The sequence below is a fragment of the Peribacillus sp. NJ11 genome (assembly GCF_030348405.1).
Taxonomy (GTDB): domain Bacteria; phylum Bacillota; class Bacilli; order Bacillales; family DSM-1321; genus Peribacillus.
In genome coordinates this window covers 1126698-1144373 of the sequence record NZ_JAUCFO010000001.1, presented here as the reverse complement: position 1 = coordinate 1144373, position 17676 = coordinate 1126698, and the positions used below count along the sequence as shown (strand labels likewise).

Here is a 17676-nt window from a genome sequence, read left to right as displayed (position 1 = left end):
CTACTTTATCATTTTATAGGCATTAAATCACCTTTTTCCTATTATTCTCATCTATATATGAAGCAGAAGAAGTCTTCGAATATTTTTCGAAGACTTCCATCGATTACTGACTTATATAGTTTAGCGGATTTACAAGAGACCCATTTTTATATATTTCAAAATGGAGATGGACACCGGTTGAGTGCCCTGTTGAACCCATCATGCCTATTTTCATGCCTTTTTCAATCTTTTGTCCTGCTTTTACATCTATTGAATCCAAATGGGCATACACTGTCTTATACCCATTATTATGATTGATCGTTATCTTATTTCCATACCCTCCGGAGTTTCCGGCAGTTTCGATTATTCCATGATCTGCTGCCGTTATGGTTCTGGTGGTTGGCCGGGCGATATCAATACCTTTATGAAGTTTCCCCCAACGCTGGCCCTGCTTACTGGAAATATAACCCCCGTCTGCAGGCCATGAATATGTACCGCTTCCCTGTGAAGGAATGACCTTCGTGCCTTTTCTGGTGATTTCCGTTTTGGCTTTTTCCGTGACTTCCTTTTTTACGATCGTTTCGCTGATTTTCTTACCGTTTGTTTCAGATACTGCATAGGTGTATGCCCGAATCCCCTCATTGCCTATTTGTTCAGTAATGAGTTCGCCCTTTGGAAGTTCGTCATCCTCCTTCACTTTCTTTTCAAAAGGAATCCTCTCTTCCTTAAAAACTTCTCTTTCTACCATTACGTTCACATAGGGCGTACGCTGGGTCACATAGAGGCGCTCTCCCTCTTTAATACCTTTGTCCTCTTCCTGTCCTGGATTTAGCTCCAACAGTTGATCCAGGTCCATATCATGCCTAGTGGCAATTGATTCAAGATCCTCATCTTCCTTAGCCTCATAGATCGTCTTTTCTTCCTTTCCTTCTTCAATCATGGAAAGGGTTTTATCGACGGTCTTGATATCATGTGGATCGACCATTGTTTCTGTAAACGTGACGGGAACTGAAAATTCGATGTCCAGAATTCTGCTTCCCGGTTCTTTTAACGCTCCCGCATCCGTTTCGCTTTCTTTTTTAATTGATTCATATTCGGAGTATTCCTCTTCATTTACATATAATAAAGTGATTTTCTCCAAAACGTCCTCAGCATCATCCTTTGACGCAACATAGGCGACCGCCTGATTATCTATATCGATTTCATACGCCTCTGCCTTCACATTCAACTGATCTTGAATACCCTTTACAGCCTGATCCTCTTTAACCTCTACATCGAATACCTCTTCAGGTACAAACGTCAGCTGTGTCTCCCTATCGAATGTAAAGTCAGGATAATCTTCCTGTGCTTCTTCTACCTTTTCGGCTACGACCTTCTCTATTTCCGTTTCATCCGTCACACTTCCGACGAACTCATCGTTAAGGTAAACATGCTGAATGGTGTTAGTTTCCGATATCCCTGCAGCCGTTGCCCGATTTCCTGCAAGCAATAAAATGACGGAAACCATCAACAGGATGATCCCCTTACCTTTTGAGCTAAACATATATTGTCCTCCTTAACGGCTCAGTCACCAATTAAGAAACTAATCGAATTTATTTTGAGATTTATTAGTCCATTTTAAATATCCACATACATATGACTGATTTAATGATTTTTCCACTCATAACTCTACCATAATAAGAAAAAAAACAAGAAATAGACTTCATAATGTAATAGAACTGTATAAATGGAGACAACAAGTACCAATAAATATGTTAATGACGATAGTTCGGTAAATTACGAAAAAAGGAGTGGATATAAGCCCCGTATGGTTAAAAGCGAGTTATATGACAAATTGGCCAAAATTGGTATGTTACAAATCGTTAACAATCTATTAACAAGATTTCATTTAAAATACGTCTGATATAAAACAAAAAAACGCCTTAAAGGAAAGGCGTTTTTAAAAAGGATGGCTCAGGACGGAATCGAACCGCCGACACAAGGATTTTCAGTCCTTTGCTCTACCGACTGAGCTACTGAGCCAAATATTCTATTTTAGAACAAAAAAATAAAATGGCGGTCCCGACGGGAATCGAACCCGCGATCTCCTGCGTGACAGGCAGGCATGTTAACCGCTACACCACGGGACCAGTAAAGCATTTATAAAGAAGTGACCCATACGGGATTCGAACCCGTGTTACCGCCGTGAAAGGGCGGTGTCTTAACCGCTTGACCAATGGGCCGAAAAAAATGGTGAGCCATGAAGGATTCGAACCTTCGACCCTCTGATTAAAAGTCAGATGCTCTACCAACTGAGCTAATGGCTCGTTCTAATGAAATGTAACTTCGTCCGGATGTAAACTTAACATCTCCAATGCAGCTACTCGCTTGCTGTTGTTAATGGCTTGTTCTATTGTGACGACGCTTTTGATAATATCATGGTTAATATAGTTTAGGCAATAGTTTTTTGAAATAAAATTAAAATTTTATTATCTTTTTCCTTTTTCACTACTGTTTCACTCCATTAATTCTGTATCCCGTGCCTTACGAACGTGACATCAGAATGCATGCACCCTAATAAAGAAAAAAGAAGCTGGCAAAAAAGCCAGCTCCTTTTTCATGAATTACGCTAGACGCCAAGGGCTTCTCACGACATTTGTTTGGTTACGGTCAGGACCGACAGAGAAAGTAGTCAAAGGAATGCCTACCAATTGAGATACGCGCTCTACATAGTGGCGTGCGTTCTCTGGAAGCTCATCCAATGATTTGCACCCTGTGATGTCTTCTGGCCAGCCTGGTAGCTCTTCATAGACTGGTTTACATTCGCCAATCGCTTTCAAGGTCGCTGGTACCTCATGAATGATCTCGCCTTTGTATTCATAAGCTACACAAATTTTGACCGTATCAAGACCTGATAATACGTCAATCGAGTTCAATGATAAATCGGTAATCCCGCTGACACGGCGAGCATGACGGACGACAACAGCGTCAAACCAGCCGACACGGCGCGGTCTGCCTGTAGTTGTACCATATTCACGGCCAACTTCACGGATTTGGTTACCGATTTCATCATGCAATTCTGTAGGGAAAGGACCATCACCCACACGGCTTGTATATGCTTTACATACTCCAACTACATGGTTGATTTTAGTAGGGCCTACGCCAGAACCGATGGTAACCCCACCTGCAACCGGGTTAGATGAAGTGACGAATGGGTATGTTCCTTGATCGATATCAAGCATGACACCTTGTGCCCCTTCGAATAATACCCGTTTTCCTTCATCAAGTGCGTCATTCAATACAACGGATGTATCACAAACATATTTCTGAATTTGTTGTCCGTACTCATAGTATTCTTCCATGATATCTTCGATCTTGAAACCTTCCGTTTCATAGAAACGTTCAAACATACGGTTTTTTTCGACAAGATTTTGAGACAATTTTTCCTCGAAGATCTCACGATCCAAAAGATCTGCCATGCGGATTCCGTTACGAGCAGCTTTGTCCATATAAGCAGGGCCGATACCTTTTTTTGTCGTTCCGATTTTGTTGGCGCCTTTACGGTCTTCTTCGACTTCATCCAATTTGATATGGTAAGGAAGAATGACATGTGCACGGTTTGAGATACGAAGATTATCCGTACTTACACCGTGACTATGTAAATAAGCAAGCTCCTCTACAAGAGCTTTTGGATCAACCACCATACCATTTCCAATGACACAAATTTTATCACTATAAAAAATCCCTGACGGAATTAAATGCAGTTTATAGGTAACGCCGTTAAATTTTATTGTATGCCCTGCATTATTCCCACCTTGATAACGAGCGATGGCTTCCGCATTCTGGGATAGAAAATCTGTTATTTTACCTTTACCTTCGTCTCCCCATTGTGTACCGACTACTACAACTGATGACATCTGAATAAAGCACCTCCAAAGGTTCACGTAATACCGATTTTTAACCGGTTCTTATCAAACAAACCTATTTTATCAATAATCCAAACTGGAAGTCAATACAAAATCCGAACAATACACATTTTAATAAATTATTTGTTCGTAAATATAAAAAAATCCTTTCCGTTTTAAAATTGGTTTTGGATTGTCAATAATTATTCTGCCCTTTGATTTCTTTTATTATTATCACCAGCCCCGTTCTTTTTCCCAAAATAAAAACAGCCTGCCATTCCATGAATGGTAGGCTGTTCTCTATGCCCCGGGAGACATCGAATCATCATCGAAGCGACGTTCGAGGTTAACGAATTTATTGTATTCTTTTACGAATGCAAGCGAAACCGTTCCTACTGGACCATTACGCTGTTTCGCTATAATGATTTCAATGATGTTTTTATTCTCGGATTCCTTGTCATAATAATCATCACGGTATAAGAATGCCACGATATCAGCATCTTGCTCAATACTCCCTGATTCCCGGATATCGGACATCATCGGGCGCTTATCCTGGCGCTGCTCCACTCCCCGCGATAGCTGGGAAAGGGCGATGACGGGCACTTGAAGTTCACGGGCGAGCGCTTTGAGTGAACGTGAAATCTCGGATACCTCTTGCTGACGATTGTCGCCTGAACGACCATCGCCTTGAATCAACTGCAAGTAATCGATCAATATCATGCCAAGGCCATGTTCCTGCTTCAAACGACGGCATTTTGAACGGATTTCGCCAATCCTCACACCCGGCGTATCATCGATATAAATGCCGGCATTCGACAAGCTTCCCATCGCCATCGTCAGTTTACGCCAATCCTCATCAGTTAAGGAACCTGTCCGTAAATTCTGGGCGTTTATATTTCCTTCAGCACAGAGCATACGCATAACGAGCTGCTCTGCACCCATTTCAAGACTGAAAATCGCTACATTCTCATCCGTTTTGGTTGCAACGTTTTGTGCGATATTCAATGCAAAGGCGGTTTTACCAACCGAAGGACGGGCGCCCACTATGATGAGGTCATTACGTTGGAACCCGGCTGTCATTCGATCCAGTTCAGCAAACCCGGTCGGTATTCCCGTGACATCCCCTTTACGGGTAGTCAAAACTTCTATGTTATCGTACGTCCGCACCAATACATCCTTAATATTTTGAAAAGACCCGGAATTCTTACGCTGGGCCACTTCCATGATCGTTTTTTCTGCTTCCCCGAGCAGCTCCTCGACCTCGTCCTCGCGACTGTAGCCTTCCTGGGCGATGTTGGTCGCTGTCCTGATCAAACGGCGAAGCAATGACTTCTCCTCGACGATGCGGGCATAATATTCAATATTGGCCGCGGTAGGCACCGATCCGGCCAATTCACTTAAATAAGAAACTCCGCCAACTTCTTCAAGGTTTTTGGTCGCAGCCAGTTCCTCTGTCACCGTAATCAAATCGACAGCTTTTCCTTCGTCATTCAATTTAAGCATCACATTAAAGATTTTTTGATGAGAGCTTCTGTAAAAATCCTCCGGAATCAAAACTTCCGATGTAACGGTCAATGAAGAGGGCTCAAGAAAAATGGCACCTAGTACAGCCTGTTCGGCTTCTATATTTTGAGGGGGAATCCTATCCTGAAATTGTTCTATCATATCTTAAAACCTCCCATTCTAAGAGGATACCTTTTATATGTTTCTAGTGAAAAAGAAAAAAGTGAAAGGACAACATGCCCAATCACATTTTTCGTCTACCTCTATTTTATCAATTTTTCACAGATATGAAACAACTAAAATTAGTTAATTTCTTTCACATGCACAGTAAGTGTCGCAGTGACTTCAGGATGAAGCTTGACTGGAAGCTTGGTGTGTCCTAAAGAACGGATACCGTCAGCAAGCTCCATTTTGCGTTTATCAATCTTGATACCATGTTTCTTCTGAAGCTCTGATGCAATTTGTTTAGTCGTGATGGAACCGAATAAACGCCCGCCCTCACCGGCTTTGGCCGATAGCTCAACCGTTAATTTCTCCAGTTGGACTTTCAATTCTTCAGCATGTTGCAGTTCCTCGGCAGCAAGCGATTCTTCTTTATTCTTCTGTGCTTCCAAAGTTTTCACATTTGTATTATTTGCTTCAACAGCCAATCCTTGTTTAAGCAGGAAATTATGCGCATATCCATCTGCAACATTTTTAACTTCCCCTTTTTTCCCTTTACCTTTAACGTCTTTTAAAAATATTACTTTCATTCTTTTTGTCCCCCTTCTAAATATTCATCAATAGCTACTTTCAATCGACTTTCGGCTTCATCAATGGAGCATGCCTGTTGAGTAGCGGCATTTGTCAAATGGCCGCCCCCATTCAACATTTCCATGATCACCTGTACATTGATATCACCAAGAGAACGCGCACTTATGCCTACTGTATCATCAGATCGCTTAGCCATTACAAAGGAAGCGACAACGCCATCCATGGTCAATAGGGTGTCAGCAGCCTGAGCTATGAGCACCTGATTATGGACCTGATCGGTTTTTGCCGAGGCAATGGCAATTCCCTTTTTATAAAAAATTACCTCTTCAATGAGCTTTGACCGTTTAATATAGGTGTCCACGTCTTCTTTTAAGAATTTCTGGACAAGTACCGTATCAGCTCCATGTGCCCTAAGATAAGAGGCTGCATCGAAAGTACGTGAACCCGTCCTTAAGGTGAAGCTTTTCGTATCGACGATGATACCCGCAAGAAGCGCCGTCGATTCCAGCATATCAATCTTGCTCCGTTTCGGCTGATATTCAAGCAGTTCGGTTACAAGTTCAGCTGTTGAAGACGCATATGGCTCCATATAGACGAGCAATGAGTTTTTGATGAACTCTTCACCCCGGCGATGATGGTCGATGACTACAACTTTATCGATCCTATTCAATAACCGCTCTTCAATTACCATGGAAGGTTTATGTGTATCGACCACAACCAGCAATGTCTCATCCGTAATCATTTCAAATGCATCATCAGGAGTTATAAACCGGGCATAAAGCTCTTTTTTATTTTTGATTTCCTCCATTAAACGGAGGACACTGCTATCAAGCTGCTGGGTGTTTATGACAATATAGCCTTCACGTTCATTCATTTGGGCAACTTTCAAGATGCCTATCGCTGAACCGATTGCGTCCATATCCGGGTTTTTATGGCCCATGACAATGACTTTATCGCTATCAAGGACTATATCCTTCAATGCATGGGAAATCACACGTGCACGGACCCTTGTGCGTTTTTCCATCGGATTGGTTTTACCGCCATAGAATTTCACTTTTCCATTCGCTTGCTTTATTGCTACCTGATCACCGCCCCGACCTAGAGCGAGATCCAAGCTGGACTGTGCAAGCGTACCTAGTTCCGGTAAGGATGACACGGCCGAGCCGACCCCGATGCTCAAGGTCAATGGTACATTTTGCTTGGCTGTCGTTTCCCTGATTTCATCCAAAATCGAGAATTTCCCCTTCTCAAGCTGCTGAAGGATATGCTCATTAAAGACAGCGATGAATCGTTCCGAGGAAACCCGTTTAAAGAAAACGCCATTATCCCTTGCCCATTTATCAAGAAGTGAGGTGACCAGGCTATTAATGCTGCTTTTACGCTGATCATCCATACCCTGTGTCAAATCATCATAGTTATCAAGGAGAATGATCGCAATTGCCGTTCGCTCATCTTCATATAATTTCTCGATTTCAACTTGCTCCGTCACATCAAAAAAGTAAAGAAGCCTTTCCTCACGCTTATGGACCACTTTGAATTTCCGATCGTGGAGCGTAAGTGTCTCTGTCTCGATCTCTTGCTTAATTAATGGAACGATCGAGTCCGCGACATCATAGAGCGATCTTCCTGCCAAGGAGTCTTCACTAAAACAGGAAGCCAGGAATGGATTGGTCCATTCAATGTAATAATCCTCATTAAAGAGCATGATCCCAATTGGCATTTCCAATAACGCTTCCTCGCCGACCTTCTTTAATCGGTAAGATAAAGTCGTTATATACTCTTCTGTCTTACGTTGCTTTTTTTCTACCATTCTTAATGTTAAATAAAATAAACCAGCAAGAATCAATAGTCCAACAAGTGCAATAACCCAATTATAATAAGCCAGTACGCCCAAAAGTAAAACGCCCGCGGCCAGCATCCCATACAACGGGGACTTAATCGAGTATTCTTTCAAATAAGATGGCATAGTTTCAGCTCCTAAAAGCATCTGTTTTACAAAAAAGTCTATTCCTTTTTCTTGATTGTCTCCCTAAAAGGAAAGCCTAAATCTATTATACCTAAAAATCGTACGGCTGTTGTAATAATCGGAATCGGCAGCAGCAAAGAAAAAACCACGATTAAAACAGGTATGGCTTTAGCCCATGACTTCACATGAGCGATATAAAATATCAGGGAATATCCTTGTAATAAAATGAAGAACTGCAAGATGAAAAATATGTTCGTTATGGCCATATATACAAAACTGTTCTTGTCCGTATTCACAAAAAGAGCAAGAAGCATCGTAATTAAATAATACCATAAAAGACTTTTCGGGAGTCGCAGATCTCGAAAATGGGGCCATTTTAACGTTTTATCACTGAACCTCTTCACAATTGGATGCGCAGCGAAGAAAATCAATAAAACCATGATGACTGACATCAGAACGAACAAACTTGGCATCAGTGTGTTTAACATATCGACTGTTTCATACACCTGCTTTTTGACTTGTTCCGTCGGTGCCTGGCCAAAAGAATCCATGATGCCCACTGTATTTTCAACGGACTCTTCAACCATATCCATCGATTCTTCTATGTAATTAACATCCATTATCAACACTGAAGCTGCATATATTAATAAAATGCCTCCCAGGAAGACAAGTACTGCACTTATGAACATAGTTGCCATCGATTTGTCCTTTTTCAAAAAATAACCGATCGCAATTCCGGTTGCCCCCATAAGTAAGGTAAGCGGAACAGACAATAGCGTCCCAATGAGGATTGACAACAGCGAGGCTATAAATAAGTAACCCAGACTCCACGATAACTTTTGTTTGACTGTGAACAGTATGAATGGAATGGGTAAAAAGAAAGTGGTGAAGATACTCACTAATGGTACTTGAATGGTGATGAACAATAAAATGCAATATAGTGCCAAAAGGGCTCCACCCTCCGCAATTCGTCTTCCGCTATTCATCTTTGTTTTCACCCCCCTGTTAAGATTAAAATTAATGTCTTATCTCCATCTTTATATTGTATCCGTTACGGCCAGGATATTTCAAACATCACATTCTTTTTTAGGATATGATTACTTTTTCTAAGGAAAATGGCCATATGAATTACTTTTGAAAATAAAAAAACCGCAATTCAGCGGTTTTCAGGCATAAGAGCCGATTTTATAAAAAAGGCACATTAAGGAAAACTCCTCAATGTGCCAATTTATTATTCACCAGATACATATGGAAGTAATGCCATAGTACGTGAGCGTTTAATAGCAATCGTTAATCTACGTTGATATTTAGCGCTAGTGCCAGTTACACGACGTGGTAAAATTTTACCGCGTTCTGAGACGAATTTTTTAAGAAGATCTACATCTTTGTAATCAATTTTAGTGATTCCGTTAGATGTGAAATAACAAACCTTTTTACGCTTACCGCGTCCTTTACGTCCACCCATTGCCATAATAAATTTCCCTCCCTGCTTTTTCAATTTTCATTTTAAACGGCTGTTTAAAACGGAAGATCGTCATCTGAAATGTCGATTGTTTTACCGTCATTTGCAAATGGATCATCATCTACACGAGTGTAGTTGTTATTGCTCCGTTGATTCTGATTAGGATTTTGTCCATACGAATTGTTGTCATTTCCGTTATTATTATTGCCATAACTTTTTTGACCTCCACCGTAAGAACCGCCTTCATTTCTTTCACCCGCTGAACTGCTTCGTGGTTCAAGGAATTGAACGCTCTCAGCCAGAATCTCCGTCACATATACGCGTTTGCCGTCTTGTCCTTCATAATTACGTGTTTGGACACGTCCATCCACGCCAGCTAAACTGCCCTTTTTCAAGAAGTTAGCTACATTTTCTGCCGGTTTACGCCAAACAACACAGTTAATGAAATCCGCTTCACGTTCACCCTGCTGATTCGTAAAACTACGGTTCACAGCTAAAGTAAAGGTAGCTACGGGAGCTCCATTAGGTGTATATCGTAATTCAGGATCTTTAGTTAAGCGTCCTACCAAAACTACGCGATTCATCATCAGAATCAACCCCTAGGTTTCAAGCCTGTTTCATGTGAAACAAGATTAGAATTTATATTAAATATGTGATTATACTTCTTCTCTAGTAGCCATGTGGCGAATAATGTCTTCACTGATTTTAGCAAGACGATCGAATTCTTGAATCGCAGCACTTTCAGCGTTAACTTTAAGAAGCATGTAGTAACCGTCACGGAAATCATTGATTTCGTATGCAAGACGGCGTTTACCCCATTCTTTTGCTTCTACTTCCGCACCATTATCAGAAAGGATTGTGTTGAAACGTTCAACTAAAGCTTTTTTAGCTTCTTCCTCAATGTTTGGACGGATGATATACATAATTTCGTATTTTCTCATCACTGTCACCTCCTTTTGGTCTAAGCGGCCCAATTGGGCAAGGAGCAATTATTTATAATTACTCACAAGATAAAATTATAGCATAGTTAAAGAGGCTTTGCAACGAACGGTTCGACTTATTACAATTAATTGAAATCTAATGATTAAAGGCTCAAAAAAGACCCTACATATGGAGCTGTAGGATCTTTCAGACTGGAGTTGAATCTTAAACGTTAAAACGGAAATGGATTACATCGCCATCGTTAACGATGTATTCTTTTCCTTCCAAACGAACTTTTCCTGCTTCTTTTGCAGCACCATGACTACCCGCTTCAAGCAAATCGGTATAAGAAACGATTTCGGCACGGATGAAACCACGTTCGAAGTCCGTGTGAATGACGCCTGCACATTGAGGGGCCTTCATACCTTTTCGGAATGTCCATGCACGCACTTCCTGTACACCAGCCGTAAAGTATGTTGCCAATCCAAGCAGATTATATGAAGCACGGATCAACTGGTCAAGACCTGACTCCTCGATGCCAAGTTCAGATAGGAACATTTCCTTTTCTTCACCTTCAAGCTCTGCAATTTCTTCTTCGATTTTGGCACAAATTACGATTACTTCGGCATTTTCCTTAGCAGCATATTCACGAACTTGCTGAACATATTCATTATCGTCAGCATTAGCCACTTCATCTTCGCTCACATTCGCCACATAAAGCGTCGGCTTCGCTGTAAGTAAATGCATGCCCTTCACGATTTTTTGCTGTTCTTCAGTGAATTCAACTGAACGGGCTGGTTTTTCATCTTCCAATGCCTCTTTTAAAGCCACAAGGATTTCATGTTCTGCCACTGCGCCTTTATCTTTTTGCTTGGCCATTTTTCCGACACGGTCGATGCGTTTGTCAACGGATTCCAAATCGGCAAGGATCAATTCAAGGTTGATGACTTCGATATCATCGATTGGATTTACTTTTCCGGAAACATGAGTAATGTTATCGTCTGCGAAACATCGGACGACCTGACAAATGGCATCCACTTGACGGATATGGGAAAGGAATTTATTACCCAGTCCTTCTCCTTTACTTGCTCCTTTTACAATCCCGGCGATATCCGTGAATTCAAATGCTGTCGGAACCGTCTTTTTCGGTTTAACCAATTCAGTCAATTTTTGCAGACGGTGATCCGGCACTTCCACAATCCCGACGTTTGGATCAATCGTACAGAAAGGATAGTTGGCAGATTCCGCACCTGCCTGAGTAATTGCATTAAATAAAGTGGATTTACCTACGTTAGGCAAACCAACTATACCAGCTGTTAAAGCCATTTATATTTCACTCCTTCAAGATAATTCGTACATATGGAAAAAGACTGATCTTCTATAAAGACCATCCAATTACCTAAACCTTTCCCAATTATAGATTTCGCTCCCTAAAAAGACAAGTAAATCATTGAGATGGCAGGACTACTTTCATTCCAAAAAAAAAGCATGATCACTCCTCATGCTTTTGCAGAACTTTTTTCATTTTCTTCGCGAATTCACGTCGAGGCAGCATTACGCTATGACCGCAACCCTCACATTTTATCCGGATATCCATACCAAGCCTAATGATTTTCCACTTGTTTATTCCACAGGGATGCGGCTTTTTCATTTCCACAACATCCTTAAGCCCAAATTCTTTCTCCTCCATAACCATGAGCCCCCCCTAATTCCTATGACTCGCTGCCATTGTACGTAGATTTAATCCCACTTAAATCAAGCGCAGCACTTATTTCTTTTCTTAATATCCTACTGATTTCGATGTGATGCATCGGCTTTGTTTCCGCTGTAATCCGAAGGACGATTTCTTCAGCACTTATTGTTTCGATTCCCAAAAATTCAGGTGCTTTAATCAAGGCTTCATATTTGCCTTCCATACTGCTTAAGAGTTCAATGAGCACCTTCTCAGCAAGCTCGACCGACCCATCGTTAGGTATGGTCACATCAACCACAGCCATACTGTTTAAAATGGAATAATTCGTAACCTGGATGATGCTGCCGTTGGGTATGAAGTGCAATTCCCCTGCACCACTTTTAATTTTCGTAGTACGAAGCCCGATTTCAATGACTTCCCCTTCAAAATTATTTATTTTAATATAATCCCCAACCGAGAAATGATCTTCAAAAATAACGAAAAACCCTGTAATTATATCCTTGACCAAACTTTGAGCACCAAACCCAACTGCCAAACCAAGAATACCAGCTCCAGCCAGTAAGGCCTTTACATCGAATGAGAAAATTTCAAGAATCATTATCAAGGCAATGAAATTGATAACGTAAGTTAAAATATTTTCCAGTAACTTAATGAGTGTCGTTTCTCTACGCTCTGAAACACGAATAGGACTTCTTAAGCGAACCGCGAAAAATTTACTTATAACCGTCTTTCCTATTGAAATAATAATACGCGATAATAACAGAACAAGGAAGATTTTAATAATGCCCTCGCCCATCAGCAGCCATACCTTTTCATCCAATACCTCTTTTGTAACGTTATCATAAATGCGATCCATCTTTTCCTCCTGCCTAATGCAAACTGCAAAACTTTTATATCTTCTCTATGACTTTTCCATATAGACGTAGTCCTCTACCCCTACTGCTGTGAGATAACCCTAAATAAGAGAAGTTTTCTCTATTTTATCAATAAATAAGGGTTTCTGTACAAAAAAAATATGGGTATATAGGTAAAAGAATTAGAAGTTTTTTCCGAATTAATCAAGTATTTTTTTAATAGAATGTATAAATGAAAGCAATTGGTAGAGGAAGAACGTCAATCCATTTCCCCTTCACCTGTTTGCATGTTCTACAAAAAATTCCCTCATCCATTACGTTAAATACCGTATATTTTTCCCTTATTATCCGTATACTGTAATACCAAATAAAGTAAAGGAGTGGAGCCGATGAATCTGAATTCTAGTCTATTTAATAATAATAAAAATAGATTGAGTCGCATCCTGCATGAAGATACGGATGCATCCAAACAAATTTCCCAGGAATTAATCAACCTTCTACCAACTGGAAAGCTTCAACCAATCGTCATCGTCTGTATAGGCACAGACCGTTCTACAGGCGATTCCCTCGGACCACTTGTCGGCACTCTGCTTAGTGAAAAAGCTGGAAGCAGTTCTTCTACATTCCATGTGTACGGTACTCTGGATGACCCTATTCATGCGATGAATTTACAGGAAAAATTAAATGAAATAAAAAAGATTCATACCAATGCCTTTATTGTCGGAATCGACGCTTGTTTAGGCAAAATGAAAAGTGTGGGTATTGTTCAAATCGGTCAAGGACCAGTGAAACCAGGTGCCGGAGTCAATAAAGAACTTCCTTCCGTTGGAAATGCCCATATTACAGGAATCGTGAATGTAAGTGGATTCATGGAGTTCATGGTTTTACAAAACACTCGTCTTAATCTGGTGCTGAAGATGGCCAAAACCATCGCCGAAGGAATTTCCGAAGCACAAGATCATTATCCAGTAAAACCTTCCATCACTCCTTTCACATGGTCATTCAAGCAAGAAAAATCCCTTTGATTGGTATTTCTGATCATAAAAAAGAAGGAAGGGTTTACCCCTTCCTTCTTTTTTTATACATAATACATGATAGTAACCAGAATGACGGTAATCATTATGCCTGGAAGCAGATTCGCCACCCTTATTTTGGTGACACCGATAATATTCAAACCAATGGCTAAAATCATGACTCCTCCAGTTGCCGTCATTTCCAATATGAAGGAATCCATTAAAGCGGTTGGGATCATCGTATTGATCTGTCTTGAAAAAATTGCTAAAAATCCCTCATAAAGAATGATTGGAAATGCTGAAAAAAGTACACCTATGCCAAGCGTACTGGCGAGGACCAGTGCTGTAAATCCATCGATGATCGCTTTTGTTATCAAAACGTCATGATCATTCCGGATACCACTATCCAGAGCACCGATAATGGCCATCGCCCCAATGCCAAATATGAGCGTAGCCGTTACAAACCCCTGAGATATCGAAGTTCCTTCAGTCGCTTTCATCCTGCGTTCAATCCAATTGCCTAAAGAATTAAGCCTTGCCTCAAGATCCATCCATTCGCCAAGGACTGCCCCTCCAACAATACTTAAAATGACAATGAGGAACTGATCACTTTTCAGCCCCATCTGCAAGCCTAAGACCATGACGGCTAAACCGATCCCGCTCATGACCGTTTCTTTTATCTTTTCAGGTATATGTTGTAAAAACCTTCCCAAAATCGAACCGATTAAAATGCAGGCACCATTCACCAAAGCCCCTAATAATACCATCTCATCCACCTAATTTTCTACAGTGAAAAATAGATCTAACTTCTGTTGCCACTATCTTTTCTTAAAGGCAATCTAAGAGGAAAGGTTCTCTTGATCGATCAAGTCCAAAATTCTCTCTAGATCTTCTTTTGAAAAGAATTCGATTTCTATTTTCCCTTTTTTCTTACTTTGTTTTATCGTTACACTCGTTCCTAGTCTTTCACGCAGACTTGACTCCCGCTGCTTTATGAATATATCTTTTTTCTCTTGTTTCTTAGGTTTGGTTTCACGTGAAACGGTATCATTCAATTGATGTATATATTGCTCTAGCTGTCTGACATTCATTCCTTCTTTGAGGATTTTATCCACTACTGGCTTTAGCATCTCTTTTTTCTTTAAACCCAGTAATGCTCGGCCATGCCCCATGGAAATTTCCCCATCGGAGATATAATTCCTAATCCCTTCAGGCAAAGACAGTAATCTTACATAATTCGCGATATGGGGTCGGCTTTTACCCAAGCGATTGGCCAACTGCTCCTGGGTAAATTCCAATTTTTCAAGAAGTGTTTGATAAGCAGCCGCTTCCTCAATCGGATTTAAATCTTCCCGTTGCAGGTTTTCCAAAATCGCCAGTTCCATCATCTGCTGTTCATTCAATTCCCTCACAACAACCGGAACTGTCTTTAAACCCGCTTCCTTGGCAGCACGATAACGCCTTTCCCCAGCCACGATTTCATATCCCTTAATGCTTTTCCGGGCAATAATCGGCTGTAATATCCCGTGTTCCATGATAGATTGCTTTAATTCCTCTATAGCTTCAAGTCTGAAGCTCTTTCGGGGCTGATAAGGATTTGGCCTTAATTCCCTTAATTTGATTTCGCGCACGATTTCATCTTTACTGATCTCCCCATTGTTGAAAAGTGCGTTAAGTCCTTTGCCAAGTCCTTTAGCCATTTGATACCACTTCCTTTGCCAGTTCTAGATAGACCTCCGCTCCTCGTGACTTTGGATCATATATAATTATTGGTTCCCCATGGCTCGGTGCTTCACTCAAACGGACATTGCGGGGGATGATGGTTTGATAGACTTTATCCTGAAAGTATTTTTTGACTTCTTCTATAACCTGGATACCTAAGTTTGTTCTGGCATCCAACATCGTCAATAGCACACCCTCGATTTTCAAATCATGGTTCAAATGCTTTTGGACGAGACGGACCGTATTCAAAAGTTGGCTCAAGCCCTCCAGTGCATAATATTCACATTGTACAGGAATCAAAACGGCATCAGCTGCCGTTAATGCATTAAGCGTGAGCAAACCCAATGATGGAGGGCAGTCAATCACAATGTAATCATATTGGCTTTGCACCTCTTCCAATGCCCTTTTTAATCGGACTTCCCTTGAGATGGTTGGAACAAGTTCAATTTCAGCACCTGCAAGTTGAATGGTCGCAGGTATAGCATATAAATTTTCTACCTTTGTTTCCATGATGACGGTACTGGCCTCGACATCATCAACCAATACATCATAAATACATTGTTCCACATCTGCTTTATCGATACCTGCCCCGCTTGTAGCATTTCCCTGCGGATCGATATCGACCATTAAGACTTTCTGTCCTATGTATGCAAGACAAGCACTTAGACTGACAGAAGTTGTCGTTTTTCCAACACCGCCTTTTTGATTGGCAATGGCGAGAATCTTACCCACGAATTCACCTGCTTTCAACTATCTTCATCACGCTATATCTATTAACTTTTACCGTAAATCCATTTATTTCTTTCTATTTTATCATGAATGTTAGTGGAAGAAATCGTTTTCTTAAATTCCTCTTAAAAATTGAAATATATCTAAAACAGCATTAAATACCGGAAAAAATTGAAACCTTTTTGAGATGGCAAATGCCAGTGTTGGCGACAAAATAAAAAAAGCTTGGTAATCGGAGACTACCAAGCAGGGTTAAGGATAGGGAATCAAGTTTTTTTCTTAGGTATTTTAATCGTGAATTGATAATACTCCTCGAATTCTTCTTCCTCTGCATCCAAATTTATTCCATTGTCTGTAACCATACTGAGTGATTGGCGTATAGTATTCACGGCAATCCTCATGTCTTTACTAAACGCTTTCCGCTTAGGTTTCGGCTTTTGCACAGTACCCGTTAAGAGCTTGACGACCTGCTCTTCGGTCTGCTTGACGTTTAATCCCTTTTCAATGATTTCCAAAAGCAGTTTAAGCTGCTTTTCAGGACTTTTTAACGGTATCAACGAGCGGGCATGGCGTTCCGTAATTTGCTTTTGAAGAAGTGCATCTTGAACCTCTTGGGGCAGCTTAAGCAACCGAAGCTTATTCGCCACGGTAGATTGTCCTATTCCCAGTCTTTGTGCCAGGGCTTCTTGGGTTAAACTATGCAGCTCCAATAGTTTACCGTAAGCCAAAGCTTCTTCAATCGGTGTCAGTTCTTCACGCTGAAGGTTTTCTATCAGCGCAACGGAAGCCGTTTCTGTATCGGTGAAATCTTTGATTATTGCAGGTGCCAATTCCCAGCCAAGCTTTTGCATGGCTCGAAAACGACGCTCACCAGCAATGATTTCATATTTCCCCTGTCCATAAGCCCTTACTACAATTGGTTGAATGATTCCATGTGTATGAATCGTTTGAGCCAATTCAGCAATTTTATCGTCATTAAAAACGGTCCTTGGTTGAAATCGATTAGGCACAATATCAGAAATAGAAATTTTTCTTATCTCTTCATTATTATTGCTAGGTGTCTCCATCTCTAGTTGCTGTTCTTCTTTTTCGCCAAACCCAAAGAACCGCGAAAAAGGATGCTTCATCTTCCTACACCACCTTTTAAAACTCCCAAATAACATATTCTCTATTTAAAGGACAAGTCCTGCATACATT

Annotated in this window: 17 protein-coding genes and 4 tRNA genes; 1 reads left to right on the top strand and 20 read right to left on the bottom strand. The window is 40.8% G+C overall.

Annotated features, from left to right (window positions below):
* Window positions 1-103: 103 nt before the first annotated feature.
* From QUF86_RS05650 to QUF86_RS05575, 16 genes are all read right to left on the bottom strand, one after another.
* Window positions 104-1522 (bottom strand): peptidoglycan DD-metalloendopeptidase family protein, encoded by a 1419-nt coding sequence (locus QUF86_RS05650; RefSeq protein WP_289333765.1) that lies wholly within the window; start codon window positions 1520-1522, stop codon window positions 104-106.
* Between the two features lie 406 nt (window positions 1523-1928).
* A tRNA-Phe gene (locus tag QUF86_RS05645) sits at window positions 1929-2001 on the bottom strand.
* Between the two features lie 31 nt (window positions 2002-2032).
* Window positions 2033-2108: transfer RNA gene (locus tag QUF86_RS05640), tRNA-Asp, on the bottom strand.
* A 21-nt stretch (window positions 2109-2129) separates the two neighbouring features.
* A tRNA-Glu gene (locus tag QUF86_RS05635) sits at window positions 2130-2201 on the bottom strand.
* Between the two features lie 8 nt (window positions 2202-2209).
* Window positions 2210-2285, bottom strand: a tRNA-Lys gene (locus tag QUF86_RS05630).
* A gap of 297 nt (window positions 2286-2582) precedes the next feature.
* Window positions 2583-3875 (bottom strand): adenylosuccinate synthase, encoded by a 1293-nt coding sequence (locus QUF86_RS05625; protein WP_289314150.1) that lies wholly within the window; start codon window positions 3873-3875, stop codon window positions 2583-2585.
* Between the two features lie 288 nt (window positions 3876-4163).
* Window positions 4164-5528 (bottom strand): replicative DNA helicase, encoded by a 1365-nt coding sequence (gene dnaB / locus QUF86_RS05620; protein WP_289314149.1) that lies wholly within the window; start codon window positions 5526-5528, stop codon window positions 4164-4166.
* Window positions 5529-5668: 140 nt separating this feature from the next.
* Window positions 5669-6118: a 50S ribosomal protein L9 gene (rplI, locus tag QUF86_RS05615; RefSeq protein WP_289314148.1), complete on the bottom strand. Its 450-nt coding sequence runs from the start codon at window positions 6116-6118 to the stop codon at window positions 5669-5671.
* On the bottom strand, window positions 6115-8085 hold the full coding sequence (locus QUF86_RS05610) for a DHH family phosphoesterase (RefSeq protein WP_289314147.1): 1971 nt from the start codon (window positions 8083-8085) through the stop codon (window positions 6115-6117). The genes rplI and QUF86_RS05610 overlap by 4 nt, the downstream gene beginning before the upstream one ends.
* A 38-nt stretch (window positions 8086-8123) precedes the next feature.
* Window positions 8124-9071 (bottom strand): YybS family protein, encoded by a 948-nt coding sequence (locus tag QUF86_RS05605; protein WP_289314146.1) that lies wholly within the window; start codon window positions 9069-9071, stop codon window positions 8124-8126.
* Window positions 9072-9316: 245 nt separating this feature from the next.
* Entirely contained in the window at window positions 9317-9556 is a 240-nt protein-coding gene (gene rpsR, locus QUF86_RS05600; RefSeq protein ID WP_230161608.1) for a 30S ribosomal protein S18, read from the bottom strand.
* A 47-nt stretch (window positions 9557-9603) separates the two neighbouring features.
* Window positions 9604-10134 carry a single-stranded DNA-binding protein gene (gene ssb, locus QUF86_RS05595; RefSeq protein WP_289333764.1) on the bottom strand — a complete coding sequence of 177 codons (531 nt, stop codon included), beginning with the start codon at window positions 10132-10134 and terminating at the stop codon, window positions 9604-9606.
* 69 nt (window positions 10135-10203) lie between these two features.
* Window positions 10204-10488 carry a 30S ribosomal protein S6 gene (gene rpsF / locus QUF86_RS05590; RefSeq protein WP_034316153.1) on the bottom strand — a complete coding sequence of 95 codons (285 nt, stop codon included), beginning with the start codon at window positions 10486-10488 and terminating at the stop codon, window positions 10204-10206.
* A 205-nt stretch (window positions 10489-10693) separates the two neighbouring features.
* Window positions 10694-11794 (bottom strand): redox-regulated ATPase YchF, encoded by a 1101-nt coding sequence (ychF, locus tag QUF86_RS05585; protein ID WP_289314144.1) that lies wholly within the window; start codon window positions 11792-11794, stop codon window positions 10694-10696.
* Between the two features lie 166 nt (window positions 11795-11960).
* A complete protein-coding gene (locus tag QUF86_RS05580; RefSeq protein WP_289314143.1) occupies window positions 11961-12158 on the bottom strand; it encodes a DUF951 domain-containing protein in 198 nt (65 codons plus the stop codon).
* Between the two features lie 22 nt (window positions 12159-12180).
* Complete coding sequence (locus QUF86_RS05575; RefSeq protein ID WP_289314142.1) at window positions 12181-13017, bottom strand: mechanosensitive ion channel family protein; 837 nt, start codon at window positions 13015-13017, stop codon at window positions 12181-12183.
* 387 nt (window positions 13018-13404) lie between these two features.
* Here QUF86_RS05575 and yyaC point away from each other — a divergent pair, with 387 nt between their 5' ends.
* The gene (yyaC, locus tag QUF86_RS05570) at window positions 13405-14040 is read left to right on the top strand and encodes a spore protease YyaC (protein WP_289314141.1); all 636 of its coding nucleotides are present in this window, start codon (window positions 13405-13407) and stop codon (window positions 14038-14040) included.
* A gap of 53 nt (window positions 14041-14093) precedes the next feature.
* On the opposite strand, the gene QUF86_RS05565 is transcribed toward yyaC, so the two are convergent.
* The 4 genes from QUF86_RS05565 to noc all read right to left on the bottom strand — a co-directional run bounded on the left by QUF86_RS05565 (window position 14094) and on the right by noc (window position 17606).
* Window positions 14094-14795 (bottom strand): DUF554 domain-containing protein, encoded by a 702-nt coding sequence (locus QUF86_RS05565; RefSeq protein WP_289314140.1) that lies wholly within the window; start codon window positions 14793-14795, stop codon window positions 14094-14096.
* 72 nt (window positions 14796-14867) lie between these two features.
* A complete protein-coding gene (locus tag QUF86_RS05560; RefSeq protein WP_289314139.1) occupies window positions 14868-15728 on the bottom strand; it encodes a ParB/RepB/Spo0J family partition protein in 861 nt (286 codons plus the stop codon).
* The gene (locus tag QUF86_RS05555; protein WP_289314138.1) at window positions 15721-16482 is read right to left on the bottom strand and encodes a ParA family protein; all 762 of its coding nucleotides are present in this window, start codon (window positions 16480-16482) and stop codon (window positions 15721-15723) included. The genes QUF86_RS05560 and QUF86_RS05555 overlap by 8 nt, the downstream gene beginning before the upstream one ends.
* Window positions 16483-16745: 263 nt before the next feature.
* Complete coding sequence (gene noc, locus QUF86_RS05550) at window positions 16746-17606, bottom strand: nucleoid occlusion protein (protein ID WP_289314137.1); 861 nt, start codon at window positions 17604-17606, stop codon at window positions 16746-16748.
* Between the last annotated feature and the right edge of the window lie 70 nt (window positions 17607-17676).

What these genes read in the sequence shown, in the direction of transcription:
- QUF86_RS05650 (WP_289333765.1), bottom strand. Translation starts at nt 1,522, where the DNA reads ATGTTTAGCTCAAAAGGTAAGGGGATCATCCTGTTGATGGTTTCCGTC.
- QUF86_RS05625 (WP_289314150.1), bottom strand. Translation starts at nt 3,875, where the DNA reads ATGTCATCAGTTGTAGTAGTCGGTACACAATGGGGAGACGAAGGTAAA.
- dnaB (WP_289314149.1), bottom strand. Translation starts at nt 5,528, where the DNA reads ATGATAGAACAATTTCAGGATAGGATTCCCCCTCAAAATATAGAAGCC.
- rplI (WP_289314148.1), bottom strand. Translation starts at nt 6,118, where the DNA reads ATGAAAGTAATATTTTTAAAAGACGTTAAAGGTAAAGGGAAAAAAGGG.
- QUF86_RS05610 (WP_289314147.1), bottom strand. Translation starts at nt 8,085, where the DNA reads ATGCCATCTTATTTGAAAGAATACTCGATTAAGTCCCCGTTGTATGGG.
- QUF86_RS05605 (WP_289314146.1), bottom strand. Translation starts at nt 9,071, where the DNA reads ATGAATAGCGGAAGACGAATTGCGGAGGGTGGAGCCCTTTTGGCACTA.
- rpsR (WP_230161608.1), bottom strand. Translation starts at nt 9,556, where the DNA reads ATGGCAATGGGTGGACGTAAAGGACGCGGTAAGCGTAAAAAGGTTTGT.
- ssb (WP_289333764.1), bottom strand. Translation starts at nt 10,134, where the DNA reads ATGATGAATCGCGTAGTTTTGGTAGGACGCTTAACTAAAGATCCTGAA.
- rpsF (WP_034316153.1), bottom strand. Translation starts at nt 10,488, where the DNA reads ATGAGAAAATACGAAATTATGTATATCATCCGTCCAAACATTGAGGAA.
- ychF (WP_289314144.1), bottom strand. Translation starts at nt 11,794, where the DNA reads ATGGCTTTAACAGCTGGTATAGTTGGTTTGCCTAACGTAGGTAAATCC.
- QUF86_RS05580 (WP_289314143.1), bottom strand. Translation starts at nt 12,158, where the DNA reads ATGGAGGAGAAAGAATTTGGGCTTAAGGATGTTGTGGAAATGAAAAAG.
- QUF86_RS05575 (WP_289314142.1), bottom strand. Translation starts at nt 13,017, where the DNA reads ATGGATCGCATTTATGATAACGTTACAAAAGAGGTATTGGATGAAAAG.
- yyaC (WP_289314141.1), top strand. Translation starts at nt 13,405, where the DNA reads ATGAATCTGAATTCTAGTCTATTTAATAATAATAAAAATAGATTGAGT.
- QUF86_RS05565 (WP_289314140.1), bottom strand. Translation starts at nt 14,795, where the DNA reads ATGGTATTATTAGGGGCTTTGGTGAATGGTGCCTGCATTTTAATCGGT.
- QUF86_RS05560 (WP_289314139.1), bottom strand. Translation starts at nt 15,728, where the DNA reads ATGGCTAAAGGACTTGGCAAAGGACTTAACGCACTTTTCAACAATGGG.
- noc (WP_289314137.1), bottom strand. Translation starts at nt 17,606, where the DNA reads ATGAAGCATCCTTTTTCGCGGTTCTTTGGGTTTGGCGAAAAAGAAGAA.